This window comes from Paenibacillus sp. MAEPY2 (assembly GCF_000499205.1).
Taxonomy (GTDB): domain Bacteria; phylum Bacillota; class Bacilli; order Paenibacillales; family Paenibacillaceae; genus Paenibacillus; species Paenibacillus vandeheii.
Map to the genome: position 1 here is coordinate 109896 of NZ_AWUK01000017.1, position 21413 is coordinate 131308.

The window sequence follows — 21413 nt, forward strand, 5'->3', positions numbered from 1 at the left end:
TAGTGTAACTCTAAACCCACCACATATCTCCCAGCGGTTCTTCAATCAATACTTGTTGGAGATTTTGCACTGCTTTAGAGAATCCTTCTTCTACCGACATCAGACCATCTTCGTGTTCAATACTTACAACATAATCATATCCGACCAGACGCAGAGCACTAATAATATCAGCCCAAGTCTTGTTATCATGACCATAACCGACCGAGCGGAATTGCCAAGCACGATCAAGCATGTTGGTGTAATCCTGCATATCCGTTACACCATATTTGTTTACGTTAATTGGATCAATCGTTGTATCTTTCGCATGGAAGTGATGAATCGCACCTTCACGTCCCAGAATGTGGATCGCTTGTACCGGATCAATCCCTTGCCACCACATGTGGCTTGGGTCCAGGTTCGCGCCAATCACTTCACCTGCTGCTTCACGCAGTCTCAGCAAGGTAGCTGGTGTATGCACCGAGAATCCACCGTGCAGTTCCAGTCCCACTTTTACATTGTGATCCGCAGCGAACTTACCCCACTCTGTCCAGTAAGGGATAACTTTGTTGTCCCATTGCCATTTGAGAACTTCTTGGAAGTCGTTCGGCCATGGTGCAACAGGCCAGTTCGGATATTTGGCATCCTCATGGTCTCCCGGACAACCGGAGAATGTATTTACGACAGGCACTTCCAGCTTCTCAGCCAGTTCTACCGTTTTAACAAAATCATCGTGAAATCCCTTTGCAATATCCTTTTGTGGATGAAGCGGGTTACCGTGACAGCTCAATGCGCTGATGGTCAGACCACGGGATTCTACTGCATTTTTGAAGTTTTTCAATGCTGTCGGGTTGCTCAGAAGCTCATCCGGTTTGCAATGCGCATTTCCTGGATGTCCACCTGTTCCAATTTCTACTGCTTTCAAGCCTTTGGATGCTACATAGTCGAGTGCATCCTCCAATTTACGTCCTCCGAATAATACCAAAAATACGCCGAGTTTCAAGTGCGATTCCTCCCTAGATTAGATATCATATTAATTGCTGGTTTTATGAACTATGAACTGCATAAATATACCGTCCAGATCACATAATTGTATCATTATTGTGGAAAATCAAGAGCTATTCTATCCTGAAATTAAACGTAAGAATACTGGTTATTTCTTTGGAAATGACACCCTGCAGGTTTAGTTGAAATAAACCGCTTTGCCTGTCTGAGCAGACTCGTAGATTGCTTCAAGAATTTGAGTAACCACGATGGCTTGCTCTGGTTTCACAACTGGATCCTTGTCTTCGATAATCGCTTCAAGCCACATTCTCGCTTCACGATCGGCTTCATTTTCTGCACTGCCGGAATAAAAAGCAACTCCACCTGCGTCCAGATCCACCTTGGTTTCATACAGACGACTGCGCTTCTCGCCATTGATCCGCAGACCGTCCTTCATATCCGCGCCACCTTCTGTGCCGCAGAGCAGTGATTTGGCTTCACCGAACTCAGCTACATTCAATGCCCAGCTGGATTCGATAATGATCGTGGCACCATTCTCCATGGTCACAAACCCGAATGCAGAATCTTCCACCTTGAATTGTTCCGGGTCCCACGGTCCAAAAGCATTCGCCGCATTTTCACGCTGACCCAGCTTGTGGAAAGTGGAGCCCATAACACTCTTCGGCTTGTAATTATCCATTAACCAAAGTGTCAAATCCAGTGCATGCGTACCGATATCAATCAACGGTCCGCCACCCTGTTTCTCTTCGTCAAGAAATACACCCCAGGTTGGTACAGCACGGCGGCGAAGTGCAATCGCCTTACCGAAATAGATATCACCCAGCTCGCCTTCTTCGCACATTTGTTTCAGATACTGGCTGTCATTGCGGAAACGGTTCTGATATGCAATGGACAGCTTTTTGCCTGTACGTTGTGCGGCTTCCAGCATAGCCTGCGCTTGTGCAGAAGTCTTCGCCATTGGCTTTTCACACATAACATGTTTGCCTGCCTCAAGAGAAGCGACCGTGATGACGGAATGGGAGTCGTTTGGTGTACACACGTGTACCACATCAATGCTCTCATCCTTCAGCATCTCGTTATAATCGGTGTATACTTTGGCTCCCTCAGCACCGAATTCTGCTGCTGCCTCCTCCGCACGTTCCTTCACAATGTCACAGAAAGCGACCATACGGCCCTGAGATTGTTTGGACAAGCTGGGCATATGTTTACCTTTGGCGATTCCACCACAACCAACGATGGCGATATTAAGTACTTTAGACATGAACAAGTCCTCCATTAGCGGCATATTTTCTAATCCAGTATAGCTGTAATCCAACCTTCAACATATACCGGTGCACCTCATTCGAAATCAATTAGTGTGATTGTACAGCTTCTGACTGATTTTCATCTGTATTGTTTCCCGCTGCTGCTTCATAAGTGCTCTCCAGCTGGATGTGTTTGCCCTCAAGCGAGGAGCGCTGGAACGCATGCATAGCTTCAAGCACATGGTAGGCAAGCTTACCACTGGCCTTGTGTTCGCGTCCGGCTCGAATGGATTCAACCATTTCTGTAACGCCGATCCCGCGCTCGTTCTGTCTGCTTTCAAAAGCAGGCGTCACAGTCTCCCATGTGTCCTGACCGAATCTGCGTAGCTTCACTTCCCCATTAAAAAAGTTGGGGTCCGGTATACTCATAGTGCCTTCAGTACCGTAGATTTCAATTCGCGGCAAATCCGAAGCACCCCGGATATCGAAGCTGGTGATCATTGTTGCAATGGCACCTTCCTCAAAATCAATCGTTCCTGCCAGATGTGTTGGCGTCTGTACCTGAAGAAGTGTACCTTCCTTGGGTCCGGAACCAATAACACGATCTGTGATCTGTACACCCGCTGAGGAACTGATTCTGCGAATCGGCCCAAGGAGAGTAATCAGAGCAGTCAAATAGTAAGGTCCCATATCGAACATGGGCCCGCCACCAGCCACATAAAAGAACTCCGGATTAGGATGCCAAGCTTCTGGCCCTCCACCCATGAAGAATGAAGTTGCTGCAATCGGCTTCCCGATTAGCCCTTCTTCAATGGCCTTGCGGGCAGTCTGAATGCCCGATCCAAGGAACGTATCCGGTGCTGAACCGACATACAAGCCTTTTTCCTCAGCCAGTTCAATTACCTTGCGACCATCCTCTAGAGAGATTGCCAGTGGTTTCTCGGCATACACATGTTTGCCTGCTTCAAGCACAGCCAGATCCGTCATGGCATGACTTCCAGGAACCGTCAGGTTTAGCACAAGCTCAATTTCGTTATCTTGCAGCATCTCATCTACATTGTAAACGTTTGCGATTTTGTATTCATCAGCGCGTTCTTGTGCCCGGTCACGGATCAAATCCGCAACAGCCACCACTTCAATGAGAGGATTATCTTTTAAATTTTCCAGATAAATGGCGCTAATGTTACCGCAACCAATAATGCCTGCTTTCATTTTCTCCACAGTGGTGTTCATCTCCTTATGAGTGGTGAGAACCTGGAATTTGCATATTTGTAATTGAAGGTTTTGCGCTAGATTGTTGCACTTGAATTTAATACTATGGTATTCCGTTTCGGCTTCAATTAAAATGAATAATATGATCGAAACATGAACTATCTGGTCATAATTTTCAAATTGCAAGGAGTATGCCAATGCCGACTGATTATTCCTGCCAGGTTCTTACAGCAGGCTTCTCGTTTCATCGCAAACCTTATATAGGCTTGCACCCTGAGGGAGTAAAGAATTACCTGATGAGGCTCCAGACGGATGGACGCTGCCGAGCCCGTATAGACGGCGTCATGTCGCTTGTTGATGCGGGTGATCTGCTTCTTTATAATCCTGATGAACCGTATGAACTAAGAGTAGACAAAGAGAAAAATCCGATGGGTGAACGACTTGTGGAAAGTGGTGATTACCACATTTTCTTCAATGGGGACTGGGTGGATGAGTGGTGGAAACATCACAAGAGGCCGAACCGGATCAAGGTGCAGCTGACTGAAAGCCTGCTCACCCTGTTTCGCCAGCTCGTACTGGAGCAGCGCCGTATTTCCAATCCTTACCCTGAAATCTCCAGTTATTATATGCGCATTTTATGTCTTGAAGTAGATCGTTTGCTCTCGGAGCATCCGACGAATACCAATACCAACTATGTGGCGTATGAGATTAAAAGTTACATTGAAGAGAACGCTTCTTCTCTATTCAAGCTTGAAGATATTGCTACCCATATTGGAATCAGTGTTTCACGGGGTGTTCATCTTTTCAAAGAAGCGTTTGGTAAAAGCATTATGCAGTATACGCTTGATGTACGGCTGAATATGGCCAGAGAACGGATTATTTTCAGTCCTATGACGCTTGAACATGTAGCCGAATCTTCCGGCTTTAACAATTATACGTATTTCCATCGGGTGTTTCGCTCCCGTTTTGGCATGTCGCCCAAAGAATTCCGAGTCATTCACCGGGAACAGATGTAATCGCTTCACTTCATTAATACGTATTATTCGTAACCGAAACTTATTTGCGCGCGGCAATCGCCTCAGATACAACCATCGCCAAATCTTCGTTGCCAAACATGGACAGTACGCCCAATACGGTATCGTCCGGAATGTCACCGGCTTCCTCCTTGGATACAACCAGCTTCAGCACCTGCTGCAAACGCTCGTTGCTCAGCTGTTCCGGGTAGGCTTGCCGGTACATCTCTTCCGGATCCAGTCCTTGATTGACACACCACTGGGCAAATACCAGAATCATCATTTCCTCTTCCTGTTTATACGTCTCAATTACCGCTTCCTCAATCTGTTTGTTGCGTTCTTTTTCATATTCATCCATGGTGTTATTGTTCCTCCAATATCGTTTAATGAATCATTGGTGCGGAAGTCTACATTCACACTTCCGCACTACCCTGCTTCAAGATCAACCGCGGATCAGCTGTTCAGCCAAGTCATGGCTGTCCATGACGTGACTCGCACTGATTGCACAGTCATCCGGGGTCTCCAGGTTTGCCAAAAATTGATCAATGGCTCCCGTGAAGCCTCTTCGGGTCAAAATACTTTCCCAGCTGCCAAAGGTTTCCTTGCGTTCCTGTGCACCGCGTTCCTCATACTTCGCCATGTCCATGTTGAGCACTTCTACCGAGCGACCCCCGCCGTACAATTCAAGCTTCTCCAAATCAGCTCCAGCTTGCCGTACCATATCAAATCTGCCATAAGCCGTTCTACCCAGCTTGGCTGATCCTGCCGCATGCAGTAATCGGTCCAGTTCATTTTTGCGTATCCACTGATGGAGCAGCTGCACATTGTGATCCGAATACCATAACATCAGGTCAAGGATATGGATCAGATCATCATAAATGGTTTCCGCAGCCGGACGATCCTGAATACCCGTCCGATGCTTCGTGACTGTCAGAGATTCGAAGCCTTGTCCAGCCTGCATCCAATCTTTAGCGTTTTGATACAATGGTGCAAATCTCCGGTTAAATCCTACGGCCAGCAACAGGCCTTGCGCTTCGGCAAAAGCGGTCATTTCTTCCGACTCCCGCAACGTATAGGACAGAGGTTTGTCCACGTATACAGCCAGCCCCCGCTCCAGACATTGCATGACAATGTCAAAATGAGCTTCTGTCGCTGTATGTACAAACACCGCATCCAGATCCCAGGACAACAATTCTTTCATATCCGTTGTGCCATTGTTCAATCTATAGGTATGCTGAATTTCCTTCACCGGCTCGGGAGAACGGTTCATAATCCCCGTGATTTCCACGTTCGAGTGGGCAGTCAACAGCGGTAAATATACTTTACGTGCAATATCCCCGAGTCCGATGATCGCGGCACGGGTTCGCTTGGTTGTTTCCATTATGATCATTCCACCTTCAGATGAGTTCTATAATTCTACGTCCTATAGTGTAACCCTTCAGGCAGCAACATGCCAGTGATTGAGGCCAGAGCCTGCATGAATTGTTCATCCGTTGGTCGAACGTGGTAAACTTTAGAGAGAAAGCGATACGGATCGGGATGAAGATGGACTTTCCTGGTCTGAAAGGAGCGTTTGGGATTTTGCGAAAATGGTTATGGCTCCTCTTATATGTTTTACTTGCTGGAGTCACGTTTATTTACAGATATGAACTGCTGGCCTGGACCGATCTGCATCAGTCCATTCCACTTTTACTCGCCATGGCGACGTTGTTTGCTCTTGTACCCGTAATTCCGTACAAAATCGTCATTATTGCCTTTGGCTATAGTTACGGTACCGCAACAGCAGCCTGGATATGCTGGCTTGGAACCACACTTGCTGCACTCCTCGTATACACTGGAGCTAGAACGATATTCAGAAATCAAGCCAGGTCCTACCTGGAACGCATTCGAGGTTTGAATCGATTTACAACATGGATGGAAGCTCATCCCTTCATGGGTATCATGTCTATGCGGCTGCTGCCCATCGTGCCCCAAATGGCGGTTAATATCTATGCGGGCATTACCTACACCCCATTCTGGGTCTTCATGGTCGCGACGGCGATTGGCAAACTGCCTGCGATTTTTGTTTTTGCCTACGTGGGTGCGCAAGCAGAATCATCGATCTGGCTGAGTCTTTTGATCCTTGGTGGTTATCTGGTGTTCATGACGATCATGTTGCTCTTGTTTCGCCTGCGCTCTCGTAAAAAAGTCTAAATCGGACCCGTCAGAAACAGTTCTGATTCATCCTCTTTACGATCCTGCTTGGTTGGCTTGCCAATTCAGGATATAATAGAAGAGTAAGCCAAAATATCATTCTTCATCAGAAATGGAGTGACTATAGCATGGAACAACATTCAAGTGAAAAAGCAACTTTTGCAGGCGGGTGCTTCTGGTGTATGGTATCCCCCTTCGAGGAACTGCCCGGCATTCACAAGATTGTATCGGGTTATACAGGAGGACATACGGAGAACCCCACATATGAGGAGGTCTGCTCGGAAACGACAGGTCACGTAGAGGCTGTTCAAATTACGTTTGATCCGGCTATCTTCCCCTATGAGAAGCTCGTTGAATTGTTCTGGCAACAGATTGACCCAACGGATACCGGTGGGCAATTCCATGACCGTGGCTCATCTTATCAGACGGCCATCTTCTATCACAGTGAAGAGCAGCGCCAGATTGCAGAAGCTTCCAAAGAAGCTTTGGCACAAAGCGGACGTTTCGACAAACCCATCTTCACACCGATTTTGCCAGCGAAAACGTTCTATGAAGCAGAGGAGCATCACCAAGGTTACCATCACAAAAACCCTGCGCACTATAAACGGTACCGCAAAGGTTCTGGACGTGAAGACTTTATCGAACGCAATTGGTCCGGCAAAGTGGATAAAGACGGCCTGAAAGAGCGTCTGACGCCGCTGCAATACGAAGTTACCCAGAACAACGCAACCGAACCAGCATTCCACAACGAATTCTGGGATCACCACGGTGACGGAATTTACGTGGACATCGTATCCGGTGAGCCACTGTTCAGTTCCACTGATAAATACGATTCCGGCTGCGGCTGGCCAAGCTTCACTCGTCCACTGCGGGACTACAATGTGAAGGAAAAAACGGATCTCAGCCACTTCATGATTCGTACCGAGGTGAGAAGTCGTGAAGGAGATTCCCATCTGGGTCATCTGTTCAACGACGGCCCTGCCGAAGCGGGTGGAATGCGTTATTGCATCAATTCCGCAGCTCTTCGTTTTGTACCCAAAGAGGATCTAGAAAAAGAAGGATACGCCGAGTACGCCGTACTGTTTAAATAAGTAACGGTTCAATGAAGTAACGGAATTTCATGAAGCGGTAACGAATCGACCGCTGAGCAATACACCAAAAAGGGGATTCCCGTCATGTTTATGACATCTGGGAAATCCCCTTTTTGGTGTGCCTTTTTGTATAGATCCGAATCAGAGTTACATCTTCAACTTCTTACCTACCTCTTCACTGCGGCTATCACATCATACTTACAATCCAACCGATCCAGTAGGCAAATGGAATCAATAACAACTGAGCCAGCAATGTACCAAATAAACGGGATACGAGCATACAGCCATAGATCTGATTCATTCGATCCAGCCGAATCTCACCGCGCAGTGATTTGTCGCTGAGCAACGATATACGAGGATCAATCAGGATGGTTAACAGAATGGTCGCTATTCCATTAATGAGTCCGGTGGATTGTGAAGCTGCTACAGCCTGCCCCGGATAAAGATACGCAGCGTAAAGACTGGACAGGACTCCGGTCGTATAAATTGCTGTCACCGCTATGTTCAACGTCATTAGACGTCTGGGCATGCCATGTTGTACTAACCGCTTTGCCATCTTCCAAGATGGCGGGGTAATATAATACGTTGCATTTTTGATCTTGCTGCGCTTTAACATACCTCGAACCATGGAAGGAATCGACCCTGCCGCTTCGAAATGAACGACCATCCGGGAAGCGAGTTTGACCATGGTTGGAAAACATAATATCGCTATGGCTGTTCCTATCGTGGCTGCACCCATTAGCCAGTGCAGTTGCGCTGCAAAGTGTGGATTTCCTCCGCTTGTCGCAGTGTCCACCAAATTGCCTACCATCGGCCCTTGGGCCATATTGGAGGTACGCGACACCAGCAGCAAAATCCCGGATAGGGACAAGGCCAGCGCAATTCTGCGAGTACGCAAACCCCCAAGGCGCAGCGCATAGGACAGACTATCAGCCGCATGAATAAGCATCGTAAACAACATAGGGATGGCCAGGCTCAAACTAAACATATGTAAATCTCCTTATCATTTTCCTTAATGTGATTCTATTGTACTTTTAAGTATGGAAGTATTATACTCCTCATCCACATAAAAGTATAGAAAAGCGCAGAGAAGTTGAACGGAAGAATGTACACAATCTAAGCAAAAGCTTTGAGGTTCTGCAAGACATTCGTTTATTCATCCCGGTACAGGGTAATATACAAATAACTTATATTGTACAGGAGGGAATCAATATGCCGTGGAACAAACAGGATTATCCCGTTTCCATGAAAAATCTGGAGCCTCGTGTCAGACATAAAGCCATCGAAATTGCCAATGCATTACTGGATGACGGTTATGAGGAAGGACGCTCCATTGCAATCGCTACTGCAAAAGCAGAAGAATGGGATGAGAATCATCCCAAGTCAGAGGGCTCCAAGCATGAAACGAAACAGTCTTCATCAGACAGCAAGTCGGACCATGGTAAATCTTCATCTTCACGCCGTCATTCCGAGCCTGTCTCTTCTTCCAAAAGCCATGATAACATTCATGTGGTGCCTACCGACTCCGGCTGGGCCATTAAGGAAGAAGGTCAATCCAAATCTCTGGCTACGTTCCGAACGAAAGCCGAAGCTGTGGATGCTGCGAAAGAAAAGAGTGAAAAACAGAACATTCGGGCTATTATCCATAATGAAGATGGTCAAATTGCTTCTTCCACCAAGCCTTAAGTGGAGCTGATTTTAAAAAAAGAATATATCGTGAACGTACTACGTCTATTCGTATACTGGAGCAAGCAAAAAGCCCTTTCGCCGCTAATGGAATGATTCCCATCAAGCATGCAAAAGGGCTTTGCTTTCGGTATGACGCAAGCCCACCTTACTCGAACAACATTCATTACGAATAAGGCGGTTGCTTCGTTTAATGCGAAACCCCTCTAGCCACCGGAGCTCGTTGTGAAGCACCGCTGACTACTTTGGCTGCAGTTGACACGGGCAGCTTCACAGCAGAAGTCGTAACTGTACGACGAGCCGGGAAACTGACCATGTACGTGATCACTTTACTGGCAATCCATACGGCCAGAATGGTATATAAAGTTTCTTTTACCGGTAGAAAGAAAAGCGACAATCCGAGTACAAACGCATCGCTGACAAAGAAAACCGTTCCCAGCTTCCAGCCCTTCCAACGGCTAATGAGCACCGCCAGAATGTCATCTCCGCCTGTCGCTCCTCCGAATCGAAGCACCATGCCAGCTCCCACGCCGGTGATCACACCGGACAGGACTGCCGGAATCCACAGATTACCGTGAAACGGAATGACCAAGGTGGAGTACCGCTCAAACCCGTCATAGAACAATGAGAATGCAGCCACACCCAGCAGCGCCTGAATCATGAACTTCCAGCCCTTGAGGAACCAGGCCAGAATCATGACTGGAATATCCAGCAGCAGCATGCCGATGGCAGGTGACAAGCCTGTCGCGTATTTTCCAAGCAGGGCCAGACCGACAAATCCGCCCTCCGATAAATGATTCTGAAAATTAATGTGATAGTAGGCAAATGCCAAAATAAATGTTCCGAGCAGCATAATGGCGAACTTTCCCGCCTCTGTCTTAACTTGTTGTAAGGTTAACGATTTTCTCTTCATTCAGGTTCCCTCGCAGTTTGTAAAGGTTGGTTTGCACCGACCGTACCCTGCAAAAGGCAAGCCTGGAAGAAATCATCGTATTTGTCCTTCGAATAGTATTCATTCCAATCCCCTCTTTCGCAGAGTCAGCCGTTTTTTTTCTTTACGGTGGTGTACTCTACAAGGGGCGCTAAGTGTAAGAGAGATCGTAACGTTTCCAGATCGTCCTTGGGGAGATTATCCTTCGGGAACTCATGGTATCCTGATCCTTTCTGTCTGTTGGTGGTTAGCTGTGCCAATTAAACGTATACTTTACACTAATCACTTCGATTGTAGCACCCTCTTCCGATCGCTGTTATCCCCGGATTTTTTTGATTCCCTTTTTGTAAGGGAAAAATCCTGTGATAAAGGCGAACACTTCGTTTCTTCAGACGGGTCTACACTCTCCGTTACCGTGTAAAGGTTTAGTTTAAAAGTCTAAGCTAACTTGCTTATTCTTCTATTATATAACACCGATGTGATTGGGTCGAAACAGTCGGCCCTTCAAATATGAGCAAAAAGCATACTTAGTCCTGCATAAGTCGCCAAACAGCCACACCAGGACAAGCTTCTCTACCTAATAGTGCAACCTGCTCCTTCATTCTATGATTGAAGCTTCCAAATATAACTGTCCATTCACCCAACTGTGACAATTTGGGTCCATTTTTTATTTTTCCGCGGATTTTAAAGGAATCATTTCCCTCTTGCACATACACTATAGCAGATGTAATCGGCTTATCTTTGGTCCAGTTAAACGTTTCCAGACTTACTCTGCTTTTTATGGTATAATATAACAATTGATTCCCACTACCGTTTAAGCGAGGCGGATTGATGAAAACGTTAAAGCCAAGAGTCTTTATTGGCTGCTCGCTGGAAGCGAAGCCGATTGCAGCCGCAGTACACGAAAACTTGCGTTTCTCGGCCGAAGTTACCCCTTGGTACTCCGGAGTTTTTAATCCAAGCAGTTATACTATGGACGATCTGGAAACAGAAGTGCGGACGACTGACTTTGCCATTTTTATTTTTCATCCGGATGATATTTCGAAAATTCGCGGGAAGTACTATGCCTCTGTCCGTGATAATACAATGCTGGAAATGGGTTTGTTTATGGGTCGTCTGGGACGAAAGCGCATTTTTTTCATTCTTCCTGAGGATATTACGGACATCAAAGACACTTCCAAAATTGAAGGTTTACGCATGCCTACGGACCTGTTGGGGTTAAATCCACTCGTTTATGAAATTCGATCAGACGGGAAATGGGCGCCAGCCGTTTCGGTGGCCTGCTCCAAAATCGCGGACAGTATCGAAGAACAGGGACGCTGGAGCGATCCCGAAGTGGATAAAATCATCGAGAAGCATAAACGGTCTGAGGGGGAGGCACGGTTACAGCTGCTCAAGCTGCTGCGATTCTTCAGGGAGTTACTGCGTACCCGCAAAGCAGATTCGGTTATGCTGGAGCGAATGAGCGATGCACTTCGAAGTGCATTTGTATCCCTTCCTCCATTTGCCGTGCGTGGGACTGCCATATACCGTACAGATGACAGTGGTCATATTGAGCAATTATGTGGTAATGTTGGGGAACCGGGGAGAAAATATAACTTGTCCGCCAATGACGACAAGCAGCCCGATGATCCGAAGCGTATTCTGGTTATTGATTCTTACCTGGAGAACAAAATCAAGATCAATCTCTACGATGACTACCTTGAGAAAGAGTATCTGCTATGCTATCCTGTAGCCAAGAAGTATGTAATCACAGTCCACATTATTGGACATATTGAAGCGGATGAGGCGATATTTCAGCAGATGGACTTGGAGAATCGTCATCTGTTCAACGCCATCAACGATTTGTTAGGAGGCGAACCGGAATGAAACCGGAAACGAAAAAAATAAGCAAGCGCTGGGGCAGCGAGAAAAAGGTACGCCTCAGTTCTGCGCCCGAAGCATCACGACCGGTTCCGGAACCCAAGGAAAAAGATCGTTTCCACAAACCGGCCGTACCGCTGACTACGATTGGCCCTTCCCTGAAGGGTAAGGAAAGACCTTACAAAGTGATTCTGGAAAAAGAGGCTCTTTACGAGAAGCCTCAGTATCTGGCTTAACCGCTTTATGCTCATATACAACTCTGCCGCCTGGATCGGCAGATTATCTGGCCCCGCCGCCCAAGGCAGGGGCTCTTTTGTTGCAATGCTTTGGCAATCCCTTCATAACCTTCGCTAGTACCAACGGACTAAGAGCTCTTCATCTCTTCCTCTGATGCATTAAGTTGTTTTCTTTATGCCCTTAGGTTTCCTGCAAAACCCAAAAATTATACCTTATTTTGGAGAAGGCATGTCCCTATTTGAATGCCTCCAACCTCAGCATAAATCGGATTTGGACTACTTCCAATATTTCTCGGTTGTATTGTGTATCATCATTGCATATATTGATTATAATATAAGAACATACGTTCTGTAAACAAGAACATGTCCGAATCCATGGTTAAGGAAGTGAAAGTATGTCATCCTCCTCTTCCGCACCATCCCCTGCGGATGAAGACCACCGTTTGATTAAAAGCATGGTTGTACGCACTCTGCTGCTGGATGTGCTTGAACGGGATATTCGCACGCTGGATACGTTACAGCTCAAAATGCCAGAAGTCTACATCCTGTCCCTGACCCGTATTCAGAATCAAGTACTTAAGGAAATGCTGACGCTTCGCAAACAGATGAGAACTCGTGGCGTCAAGGTTCTGGAGGAGAAACGGCAAGTCGATGGGATTGAAACCCAGTATCTGTGCAGAGGATATTTGCAGCGGTTCTATATGCTGTGGACGTTTGCGCGGAATGAAGTCAAAAAAGAGCTTAGTCGACATCTGGATATGGACTTGACGAAGACTTGATGCAACTCGGAACCTACTGTACCAGACATGATTCTGGCTGAATGATCCGCTGGACTTTCTCGTCATATGCCCGCTCAAAATCGGATCTCTTCTCCTTACATGAAACAAGTTGACCCGGGGAGACTCTGTTTATTAAGATAGTATAGAGATATATCCAACCATTCCAATAAGGCAGGGTCTGAATTCGATTCCTATTACAAAAACAAGCCTGCCAGCCAATATGGCGGGACAGACTTGTTCAGTGGACTTGATTTCAACCGGATTAGCTCTCAACGTCTTATCAATCAAGGAGTTGTACTTCATGGACTTGAATTCGCATTTAATTAAAAATCAAACACCCGCACATACAGGCATTGCCGCAGATGTAACCGAACTGATCGGCCAGACACCTGCCGTTAAACTGAACAGACTCACAGGCAGTGACTCCGCTGACGTATACGTGAAACTGGAATACTTCAACCCAAGTGGCAGCGTCAAAGACCGTGCCGCCTATAACCTGATCGTTCAGGCTGAACTTGCGGGACACTTGCTTCCCGGCGCAACCATCATCGAGCCGACCAGCGGCAATACCGGGATCGGTCTTGCGATGAACGCGGCTGCCAAAGGATATAAAGCCATTCTAATCATGCCGGACAACATGTCCAAGGAACGCATCAATATTCTGAAAGCCTACGGCGCAGATGTGGTGCTCACCCCTGCGGCAGAGCGGATGCCTGGTGCGATTCGCAAGGCCAAAGAGCTTCAGGCCGACATTCCGGGAAGCTTCATTCCCCAGCAATTCGAGAATCAGGCGAACCCGGATATTCACCGGATTACCACGGCTCCCGAAATTATGCAGCAGATGGAAGGCAAGCTGGACGCCTTCATTGCCACAGCGGGGACAGGCGGCACCATTACCGGAACGGGAGAAGAACTGCGCAAGCAGCTGCCGGACATTCGCATCTATGCGGTGGAGCCAAAAGGTTCACCTGTGCTGTCCGGTGGCGAGCCCGGACCTCACAAGCTCGTCGGTACAAGTCCGGGGTTCATTCCGGACATTCTGAATACCGACGTGTGGGATGCCATTATCCAAGTGTCCGATGAGGACGCACTGGATACGATGCGGCAGCTTGCTGCCCGGGAAGGGCTGCTGCTCGGCCCTTCCTCTGGCGCTTCGGTGTGGGCCTCCCTGCGCATCGCCCGGGAACTGGGGCCGGGACACCGGGTGCTCTGTATTGCGCCTGATACCGGGGAACGGTATTTGAGCATGGGTATTTTTTAACAAAGAAGAATTCTTACACAAGTCAAAGGCTCCCCTCCAAAATGAGCGCTTGTTCACAGCCGGACGTTAAATCCGCAGCATACAAGTACTTACTCTGGAAAGGAGCCAGTTAAAAAATCTAAATAGGAATGTGAACTAGTGTGTCAGGGTTGTCCATTCTACACCTTCGGGAAGCAGGGCCGCAATGCGGTCTTTGGCTTCTTTTTTGCTGTACAACGATTCGTCGAGAATCGCGGCTGTCCCCGAATCACTGCTCGTCCGAATCAAACGTCCCAGACCTTGCTTCACGCGCAGCAGCATGTACGGAAGATCGATCTCTTCGTATGGTGCTGCCGACGCACTGCGTTTTGCATTGAAGACAGGGTCCTGTGGTGGATACGGAAGCGACCAGATCATGACATTGGACAATGACGGACCTGGAACATCCAGCCCTTCCCACAGATTAACGGAGCACAGCACACTCTCCTCATCCTGCTGGAACGCGGCGATCAGATCACTGATCTCCCTGTCGCCCTCATACATAAAGCGCAAACCTTCTGCTTCAGGTACATGAACGATGTCCTGCTTGAACGCGCGCAGTTCTTCCATCGTACGGAACAGAATCAGCGCACGTCCCCCGCTCTCCTGAAGTAACGACACCGCGTCACGCAAGCGATTTTCGTTCTCCGGGTGACCGGGTAAAGCTTCATCGGTAATCTTCATCTTCATTTTGTCCGCATAATCATACGGGGAAGCCACCGAGAACGATACAAAGTCATCAATGCCCAGGCTGTCCGCTACATAACGGAATGAACTATCCACAGATAACGTGGCAGAGGAGAACACAATTGGAATACCTGTGTTGAACACACGCTCGTTCAGCATTTCCTTCACCGTACGCGGCATGATCGATAAGGTCGTCTCATCTTCACTCTCTTCCGCCCAGCAGATATAGCCGTCTTCCTTACGGAACAATGCAAGTGCAGACTGAATCATGTCCAGATGTTCTTCCACGACACGCATCTGATAACCATCCAGCGAGAACAAACCGCTCTCAAATACCAATTCTTCACCGATCGCATCCAGCACACTCGTCAGACGTTCAATCTCACGCAGCAACGGTGGCTCTACCCGAACTTCTTTCCGTTCCGATCCCGGAATTGCCACCGTATACGTATCCAGCAATGCAAACAGTCGCTCACTGCTCTCAATCGCTTCATCCACACGCTCCGCGAGGGATTCACGAATCTCGCCTTCCAATAGACGGGTTACGAGTTCCTCGAAGATGCGGTGTTTCAGTTTGTAGCTCAGTGCGTTCAGGGCTGCTTCTTCCAGCAAATGTCCTTCATCAAATACAACTGAGCTGTGATCAGGCAGGAGTGGTAATTGTCCCTCACGTTTGCGCGCATCATAGGTCCACACATGCTCCATGTAATAATCATGGGAACAGATGATGATGTCTTTGGAACGACGATAATGGTCACGCGATAGCGTCAGGCCGCAGCGTTGTCTTTTGGGACAAACAAAACAATCCTGGAACGGGTCCCAGTTGATTTTGTTCCACTGGCGATCATTCAGATGCGGATATTGTTTGCGGTCACCATACGGATGGAATGCCTGAAGCGTACCCGGCGTATTCACAAAATCCGGAAGGCTCTCATGCACTTCTTCAATGACAGGCGCATCTTCATCTGCAAATCTCATCGCACTTAATTTGTTTAGACAAACATATTGATCAGGTGATTTACCGAGACGCGCGTCCACTTCCAAATCCAGATGTGCAGCCAGCTTCGCAATATCTCCGCCCGGCTTCACCAACTGTTCAATCAAGGACTCATCGGCACAGGCGATGACCGCCGGTTTACCTGTATAACGTGCATAACAGACCGCGTAGAGCAGATAGACTAACGTCTTGCCTGTTCCTACACCGGCCTCAGCCATAATGGTCTTTTTATCTCCATAGGCCCGTTCAAGCTGGTACGCCATAAAAATCTGTTCATCCCGTACCTCGAAGCCGGACTCAGGTAAAATATCGTAAAAAACATCGGCAACCCATTCCCCTAAACGGGATACAAAGGGCTCTGCCGGATCATATGCAAAAGGATAACGTTGTGTAGACAATCCTAGGTCAGCCTCCATTCTTATACAAGCGGTCCGATTTTATTTTTCCGTTCAAAAAAGGCCACTGGGCAAAAGTTAATTATCCCACGCGATGGGGTGGGTGACAAGCTTTTTTTAATGGGATGGATGTATAGAACGGGCTCGCAGGGAAAATATATATTTGAATCCATCATAAGGAAAGGCGGTGTTCCATCTTGAAACACGATGACTCTCAATCAAAGCATTCCCCCGAATCAGCATCTGAGACATTAACGGATCGTCAGGGTCACCCCATTACGGACAATCAGAATGTTCGAACCGTCGGCAGCCGGGGACCGACTACGCTGGAGAACTATCACTTTCTCGAAAAGATCACCCATTTTGACCGTGAACGTATTCCGGAACGGGTAGTGCATGCCCGCGGCGCTGGTGCTCATGGCGTATTTCAGGCTTATGGGACGGCCGGGGATGAACCGGTATCGAAGTATACACGTGCACGTCTGTTTCAGGAAAAAGGTAAAGAAACGCCCGTCTTCGTTCGGTTCTCCACGGTTATTCACGGCGGACACTCACCGGAGACGCTTCGCGACCCGCGCGGATTTGCTGTGAAATTCTATACCGAAGATGGAAACTGGGATCTCGTTGGTAACAATCTGAAAATCTTCTTCATTCGTGACCCGCTTAAATTCCCGGATATGGTACATGCCTTCAAGCCCGATCCGCTGACCAATGCACAGGATATGGAACGGTTTTTCGATTTTGTCTCCCTCAGCCCTGAAGCTACCCATATGATTACGTTTCTCTTCTCCCCTTGGGGAATTCCGGCCAACTATCGGCAAATGCAGGGGTCGGGCGTCAATACATACAAGTGGGTGAATCAGGAAGGCACAGGCGTGCTCATTAAATATCACTGGGAACCGCTCAATCAAGGGATACGGAACCTTCTTCAGAAGGACGCCAGCGATATTCAGGGACAGAACTTCAACCATGCCACCCTGGACCTGTATCAAGCAATCGAACGCGGAGACTATCCCGAATGGGAGTTGTGTGTTCAGGTTATGGAGGACGGCGAGCATCCTGAACTGGACTTCGATCCGCTGGACCCAACCAAGCTGTGGCCCCCAGAGCAGTTTCCGTTTTTGCCTGTTGGAAAAATGACCTTAAACCGTAATCCCGAGGACTACTTTAATGAAGTGGAACAAGCGGCTTTTGGCACAGGTGTCCTGGTGGACGGACTGGATTTCTCGGATGACAAGCTGCTGCAAGGGCGCACTTTCTCCTATTCGGACACCCAACGTCACCGGGTCGGTGCGAACTATCTGCAGCTGCCTGTGAATGCGCCGAAGAACCGTGTTGCGACCAATCAGAGCGGCGGGCAGATGCAATATCAGGTGGATCGTGCACCGGGTCAGAATCCACATGTGAACTACGAGCCTTCCTCCCTTGGTGGGTTAAAAGAAGCTACACCGCGCGGCCCGGAACATGAACCGCTTATTGAAGGGCGACTCGTCCGTGATAAGATTGAGCGTACGAATGATTTTGGACAAGCTGGAGATACGTACCGGGCATTCGAGGATTGGGAGCGGGATGAACTGATCAGCAATATGGTTGGCGCATTGGCACAATGCAAACCGGATATCCGGGAGCGCATGATCTCTTACTTCACCCAAGCGGATGCGGATTATGGTTTGCGCGTCTCTGAAGGGCTGGCCTCTGTACCAACCGATGATAGTGCGACAGTCCAACCGAAACATGAACCAAGCGTGGAGCAAGCAGAGAAACGCAGTCGTGAGACGGATGGTTATTAAAATGGAAAGCATTGTGAAACTCTGGTCTATGCCTCGCTTATAATGCATGAGATTGTTCGGATCGATAAGTCCCAGCGTTGGTTTAATATAGCACATCGCTTGATTCGATGAGTCTTGCCATGAAGGACAGTGCTTACAATGATCAGTTAATGTCACTTCGAACATCGCCCCAATAGTCTTGCTGCCTCTGGCAGCCGCTATGGGGCTTTTTGTTATGTGTTGATTGCCCCATCATTTCGATAGAGAGCACGGATTATGTTTATGCCCCCTATTGGATGCGTGCTGCTCTTTTTTTGAAAATGCGAAGTTCATTTGGGTGGATTGAGGGTGAGTCTCGTGCCTTGAGGGTTGTAAAAGCGTGCATCTCTAGGTTCATTTCAGATGATTCATCGTTAAATCAGGGCTACCAGCCAATGTCAGGATTACACTTAACCTGTGAAACTCCAGGCACTGAGAGCGACTACGACTAACCTGCCTGTATCTAGACCCATCTGATCAAATGATTATTGAAGATAGCGTTTACAACATTTACCATAAAACTATGCTGTACAGAGAGTAATCATCCAATCGCAATGAGCTACTTCATTGGATGCATCTGTCCGGCATACCGCAACAGCTCACGAATTCCATTTTACATTAACCAAGGAGGTCTACTAATGAAATTATTCCCATCCACATCTACTCATGTGTCTGCACGATCTGCCCATTCTCTGAAGGAACGTTCCCTCAAATCAAAAATGGCCCAGATCTGTCTGAGTGCCGCGTTCCCTCTATTATTGATTGGTGGCGGGTCGGTTAGTGCGGCGGAACTGATCGAGAGTAGCTTGCAAAATAATCCATCAGAAGCAGCCGCTACCTCAAGTGTGACACTTGCTGCGGGTGATCTCTATGTCTCCCCTAACGGCTCAGCCAGCAATCCGGGAACCATAAATAGTCCAACATCTCTGGCTAACGCATTGACCCAAATCGCTCCGGGTAAAACGATCTATCTGCGCGGCGGCACCTACAGCTTCTCACAGACCATTACCATTGAACGTGGTAACAGCGGCACCTCCTCACAACGTAAAAATCTGGTGGCGTATGGATCGGAAAAACCGGTCTTTGATTTCTCCGCTCAAGCCTTCGCTTCCACCAACCGCGGGCTGCAAATGTTCGGAGACTACTGGTTCGTCAAAGGGCTTGAGGTGAAGGGTGCAGGCGACAACGGAATCTTCATCGGAGGCAGTTACAACCGCCTGGAGCAGATCGAAGCTCATCACAACCGGGATACGGGTATTCAAATGGGTCGTTATGCTTCCACAGCCGCCAAGAGTGAATGGCCTGCATATAATGAAGTGATTCGTTCCTACTCCCACAACAACTATGACCCGGATGACGGCGAGGATGCAGACGGTTTTGCAGCCAAACTGACCGTTGGCCCAGGTAATGTCTTCGACGGTTGTATTGCGGCCTATAACGTGGACGATGGCTGGGATCTGTATAGCAAAACGGACACAGGCGCCATTGGCGCGGTTACGATCCGCAACAGCATCGCCTACGCGAACGGTGCAACATCAGACGGCACTTCTACCTCCAACAGTGATGGCAACGGATTTAAGCTCGGCGGTGAGAAGATTGCGGTAAATCATATTGTCGAGAACAGCATTGCGTTTAATAACAAAAAGCACGGTTTTACCTACAACAGCAATCCTGGTTCGATCCAGATGAAAAATAACACCTCCTGGAACAACGGGCAAAGCAACTTTGCCTTTGATGTAGGGACCCACATCTTCACCAACAACCTGTCCTTCCAAGGCGGCGCCAGTGACAAAACAAGCGGAACCGACGTCAGCAGCACTAACGTCTGGTGGAAGAACAAAAAAAGCGAGAACGCCAAAGGCCTGCTCGCCAGCGCAGCCGACTTTGTCTCCCTCGTGCCTTCGGTAACGCGTAGCGCGGACGGAACGCCTGTCTTGGGTAATTTCTTGAAGCTTGCGGGTGGCAGTGATTTGGTTGGGTCAGGTACGCCAGCGGGTAAAAATATTGGGGCGCGGTAGGTGGTAGATAGTACGATAAAAGAGTAATTTAAAAGCAAAGTCCCCTCCCCGTGCCAGCCTAATCGGTGGTAATGGAGAAGGGGATTTTTGAATTGCTGTGTATTGTCTACTGGCTGGCTTCTAGGTTGATAGATATTCAAGGTTTGGCTAGAACCTCAATCATCAGTCTGCCGCCTGTACGAAAACCTTGCTCAAATGCCGCTTCCACATACATGGATGTGGATTGTCCGATCAAGTCGATCAGTTGTTCCAGAGCATCGTATTCGTTCTCCGTAAGCTGTGTTTTGTAGTCCTGCATCAGGTCCGATATCTGGCGATTGATCTCCTGATACTCGGCTTGTTCAGGATGAATCGACTCGTCCAACCGCAGGTTCCCGTGAAACAAATCTTCGATCAGGTTTGACATGTTATCCTTCATGGTAAGGTCACCTCAGGAAGATTGTAACTCAAGGGATGAGGTGAGATGGGAATTTAGCGGGAAATCCGCTAGTATTATTTTTCGTTTTTAGTGTGATTAGTCAAAGTTAATATTAAAGAATTTCCCCAACATCAAATCAACGTAAGTGTGGGTCAATAACTAGTTATTCGCATAGAGTAGGAAGACAGGTTTGCTTTCATGTTTCGCTTTTTCCAGAGCTTCCTCCGACAAGGAAACCAATTCAAAGGGTTATGGGCATGTTTCTGCAGAGTAGATGAATTTTCTCTGGCTAGTCTATTAGCCTGTTTTCAACTAACTGGGCCAACGACATCTCTTTTGTAATATATAAAGCTTTTCTGATTTCACTTCTACAAAATTCAGCATTTCTCATGTACAAGCCATACTCTAGCCTCTATTGTCAATCTTGGAGTCTTTAAATATAAAATTATAGGTATTCACTAAATATTCTCTATAATTTCCGGTTGGATAACCTCTTTGTTCTCGTAAGTAATTAAGTGTCGGAGCCTTCTTTTGTGCATCCATGACTCCCACTTCTCTTGTTAATAAATCTTTAGGAATCCG

Annotated in this window: 19 protein-coding genes; 10 read left to right on the top strand and 9 right to left on the bottom strand. The window is 47.8% G+C overall.

The genetic code is table 11. From position 1 onward, the window contains the following. Window positions 1–10: 10 nt before the first annotated feature. The 3 genes from P364_RS0115635 to P364_RS0115645 all read right to left on the bottom strand — a co-directional run bounded on the left by P364_RS0115635 (window position 11) and on the right by P364_RS0115645 (window position 3446). Complete coding sequence (locus tag P364_RS0115635) at window positions 11–979, bottom strand: sugar phosphate isomerase/epimerase family protein (protein ID WP_024631039.1); 969 nt, start codon at window positions 977–979, stop codon at window positions 11–13. Between the two features lie 180 nt (window positions 980–1159). Then, entirely contained in the window at window positions 1160–2242 is a 1083-nt protein-coding gene (locus P364_RS0115640) for a Gfo/Idh/MocA family protein (protein WP_024631040.1), read from the bottom strand. A 91-nt stretch (window positions 2243–2333) separates the two neighbouring features. Next, complete coding sequence (locus P364_RS0115645) at window positions 2334–3446, bottom strand: Gfo/Idh/MocA family protein (RefSeq protein ID WP_024631041.1); 1113 nt, start codon at window positions 3444–3446, stop codon at window positions 2334–2336. Between the two features lie 188 nt (window positions 3447–3634). Here P364_RS0115645 and P364_RS0115650 point away from each other — a divergent pair, with 188 nt between their 5' ends. After that, window positions 3635–4453, top strand: coding sequence for an AraC family transcriptional regulator (locus P364_RS0115650; protein WP_024631042.1), 819 nt, complete (start codon window positions 3635–3637; stop codon window positions 4451–4453). Window positions 4454–4493: 40 nt separating this feature from the next. Here P364_RS0115650 and P364_RS0115655 read toward each other — a convergent pair whose 3' ends face one another. Both P364_RS0115655 and P364_RS0115660 read right to left on the bottom strand, forming a co-directional pair. After that, window positions 4494–4808 (bottom strand): hypothetical protein, encoded by a 315-nt coding sequence (locus tag P364_RS0115655; RefSeq protein ID WP_024631043.1) that lies wholly within the window; start codon window positions 4806–4808, stop codon window positions 4494–4496. An 84-nt stretch (window positions 4809–4892) separates the two neighbouring features. Further along, entirely contained in the window at window positions 4893–5831 is a 939-nt protein-coding gene (locus tag P364_RS0115660) for a Gfo/Idh/MocA family protein (protein WP_024631044.1), read from the bottom strand. 200 nt (window positions 5832–6031) lie between these two features. Between P364_RS0115660 and P364_RS0115665 the strand changes: the two genes are divergently transcribed. Together P364_RS0115665 and msrA are read left to right on the top strand one after the other, a co-directional pair. Further along, window positions 6032–6643 (top strand): TVP38/TMEM64 family protein, encoded by a 612-nt coding sequence (locus P364_RS0115665; protein WP_024631045.1) that lies wholly within the window; start codon window positions 6032–6034, stop codon window positions 6641–6643. Window positions 6644–6771: 128 nt separating this feature from the next. Beyond that, window positions 6772–7734 (top strand): peptide-methionine (S)-S-oxide reductase MsrA, encoded by a 963-nt coding sequence (gene msrA, locus P364_RS0115670; RefSeq protein WP_024631046.1) that lies wholly within the window; start codon window positions 6772–6774, stop codon window positions 7732–7734. A 187-nt stretch (window positions 7735–7921) separates the two neighbouring features. Here the strand turns inward: msrA and P364_RS0115675 are convergent, their stop codons facing one another. Further along, window positions 7922–8722 carry a lipid II flippase Amj family protein gene (locus tag P364_RS0115675; RefSeq protein WP_024631047.1) on the bottom strand — a complete coding sequence of 267 codons (801 nt, stop codon included), beginning with the start codon at window positions 8720–8722 and terminating at the stop codon, window positions 7922–7924. 224 nt (window positions 8723–8946) lie between these two features. Here P364_RS0115675 and P364_RS0115680 point away from each other — a divergent pair, with 224 nt between their 5' ends. Then, window positions 8947–9420, top strand: a complete 474-nt coding sequence (locus P364_RS0115680; protein ID WP_024631048.1) for a DUF2188 domain-containing protein — start codon at window positions 8947–8949, stop codon at window positions 9418–9420. A gap of 190 nt (window positions 9421–9610) precedes the next feature. Here the strand turns inward: P364_RS0115680 and P364_RS0115685 are convergent, their stop codons facing one another. Beyond that, window positions 9611–10333 (bottom strand): YitT family protein, encoded by a 723-nt coding sequence (locus P364_RS0115685; RefSeq protein ID WP_024631049.1) that lies wholly within the window; start codon window positions 10331–10333, stop codon window positions 9611–9613. An 849-nt stretch (window positions 10334–11182) separates the two neighbouring features. Between P364_RS0115685 and P364_RS0115695 the strand changes: the two genes are divergently transcribed. The 4 genes from P364_RS0115695 to cysK all read left to right on the top strand — a co-directional run bounded on the left by P364_RS0115695 (window position 11183) and on the right by cysK (window position 14490). Then, window positions 11183–12220 carry a nucleotide-binding protein gene (locus P364_RS0115695; RefSeq protein WP_024631051.1) on the top strand — a complete coding sequence of 346 codons (1038 nt, stop codon included), beginning with the start codon at window positions 11183–11185 and terminating at the stop codon, window positions 12218–12220. Next, complete coding sequence (locus P364_RS0115700) at window positions 12217–12450, top strand: hypothetical protein (RefSeq protein WP_024631052.1); 234 nt, start codon at window positions 12217–12219, stop codon at window positions 12448–12450. The genes P364_RS0115695 and P364_RS0115700 overlap by 4 nt, the downstream gene beginning before the upstream one ends. A gap of 395 nt (window positions 12451–12845) precedes the next feature. Continuing rightward, window positions 12846–13229 (top strand): hypothetical protein, encoded by a 384-nt coding sequence (locus P364_RS0115705; protein ID WP_024631053.1) that lies wholly within the window; start codon window positions 12846–12848, stop codon window positions 13227–13229. Window positions 13230–13530: 301 nt separating this feature from the next. Beyond that, a complete protein-coding gene (gene cysK / locus P364_RS0115710; protein ID WP_024631054.1) occupies window positions 13531–14490 on the top strand; it encodes a cysteine synthase A in 960 nt (319 codons plus the stop codon). Window positions 14491–14625: 135 nt separating this feature from the next. On the opposite strand, the gene P364_RS0115715 is transcribed toward cysK, so the two are convergent. Further along, the gene (locus P364_RS0115715) at window positions 14626–16590 is read right to left on the bottom strand and encodes an ATP-dependent DNA helicase (RefSeq protein ID WP_024631055.1); all 1965 of its coding nucleotides are present in this window, start codon (window positions 16588–16590) and stop codon (window positions 14626–14628) included. 191 nt (window positions 16591–16781) lie between these two features. Between P364_RS0115715 and P364_RS0115720 the strand changes: the two genes are divergently transcribed. Continuing rightward, complete coding sequence (locus P364_RS0115720; protein ID WP_024631056.1) at window positions 16782–18377, top strand: catalase; 1596 nt, start codon at window positions 16782–16784, stop codon at window positions 18375–18377. Window positions 18378–19033: 656 nt separating this feature from the next. Beyond that, window positions 19034–20413, top strand: a complete 1380-nt coding sequence (locus P364_RS0115725; RefSeq protein ID WP_024631057.1) for a right-handed parallel beta-helix repeat-containing protein — start codon at window positions 19034–19036, stop codon at window positions 20411–20413. 136 nt (window positions 20414–20549) lie between these two features. Here P364_RS0115725 and P364_RS0115730 read toward each other — a convergent pair whose 3' ends face one another. Continuing rightward, window positions 20550–20831, bottom strand: coding sequence for a DUF6809 family protein (locus tag P364_RS0115730; RefSeq protein WP_052016631.1), 282 nt, complete (start codon window positions 20829–20831; stop codon window positions 20550–20552). Between the last annotated feature and the right edge of the window lie 582 nt (window positions 20832–21413).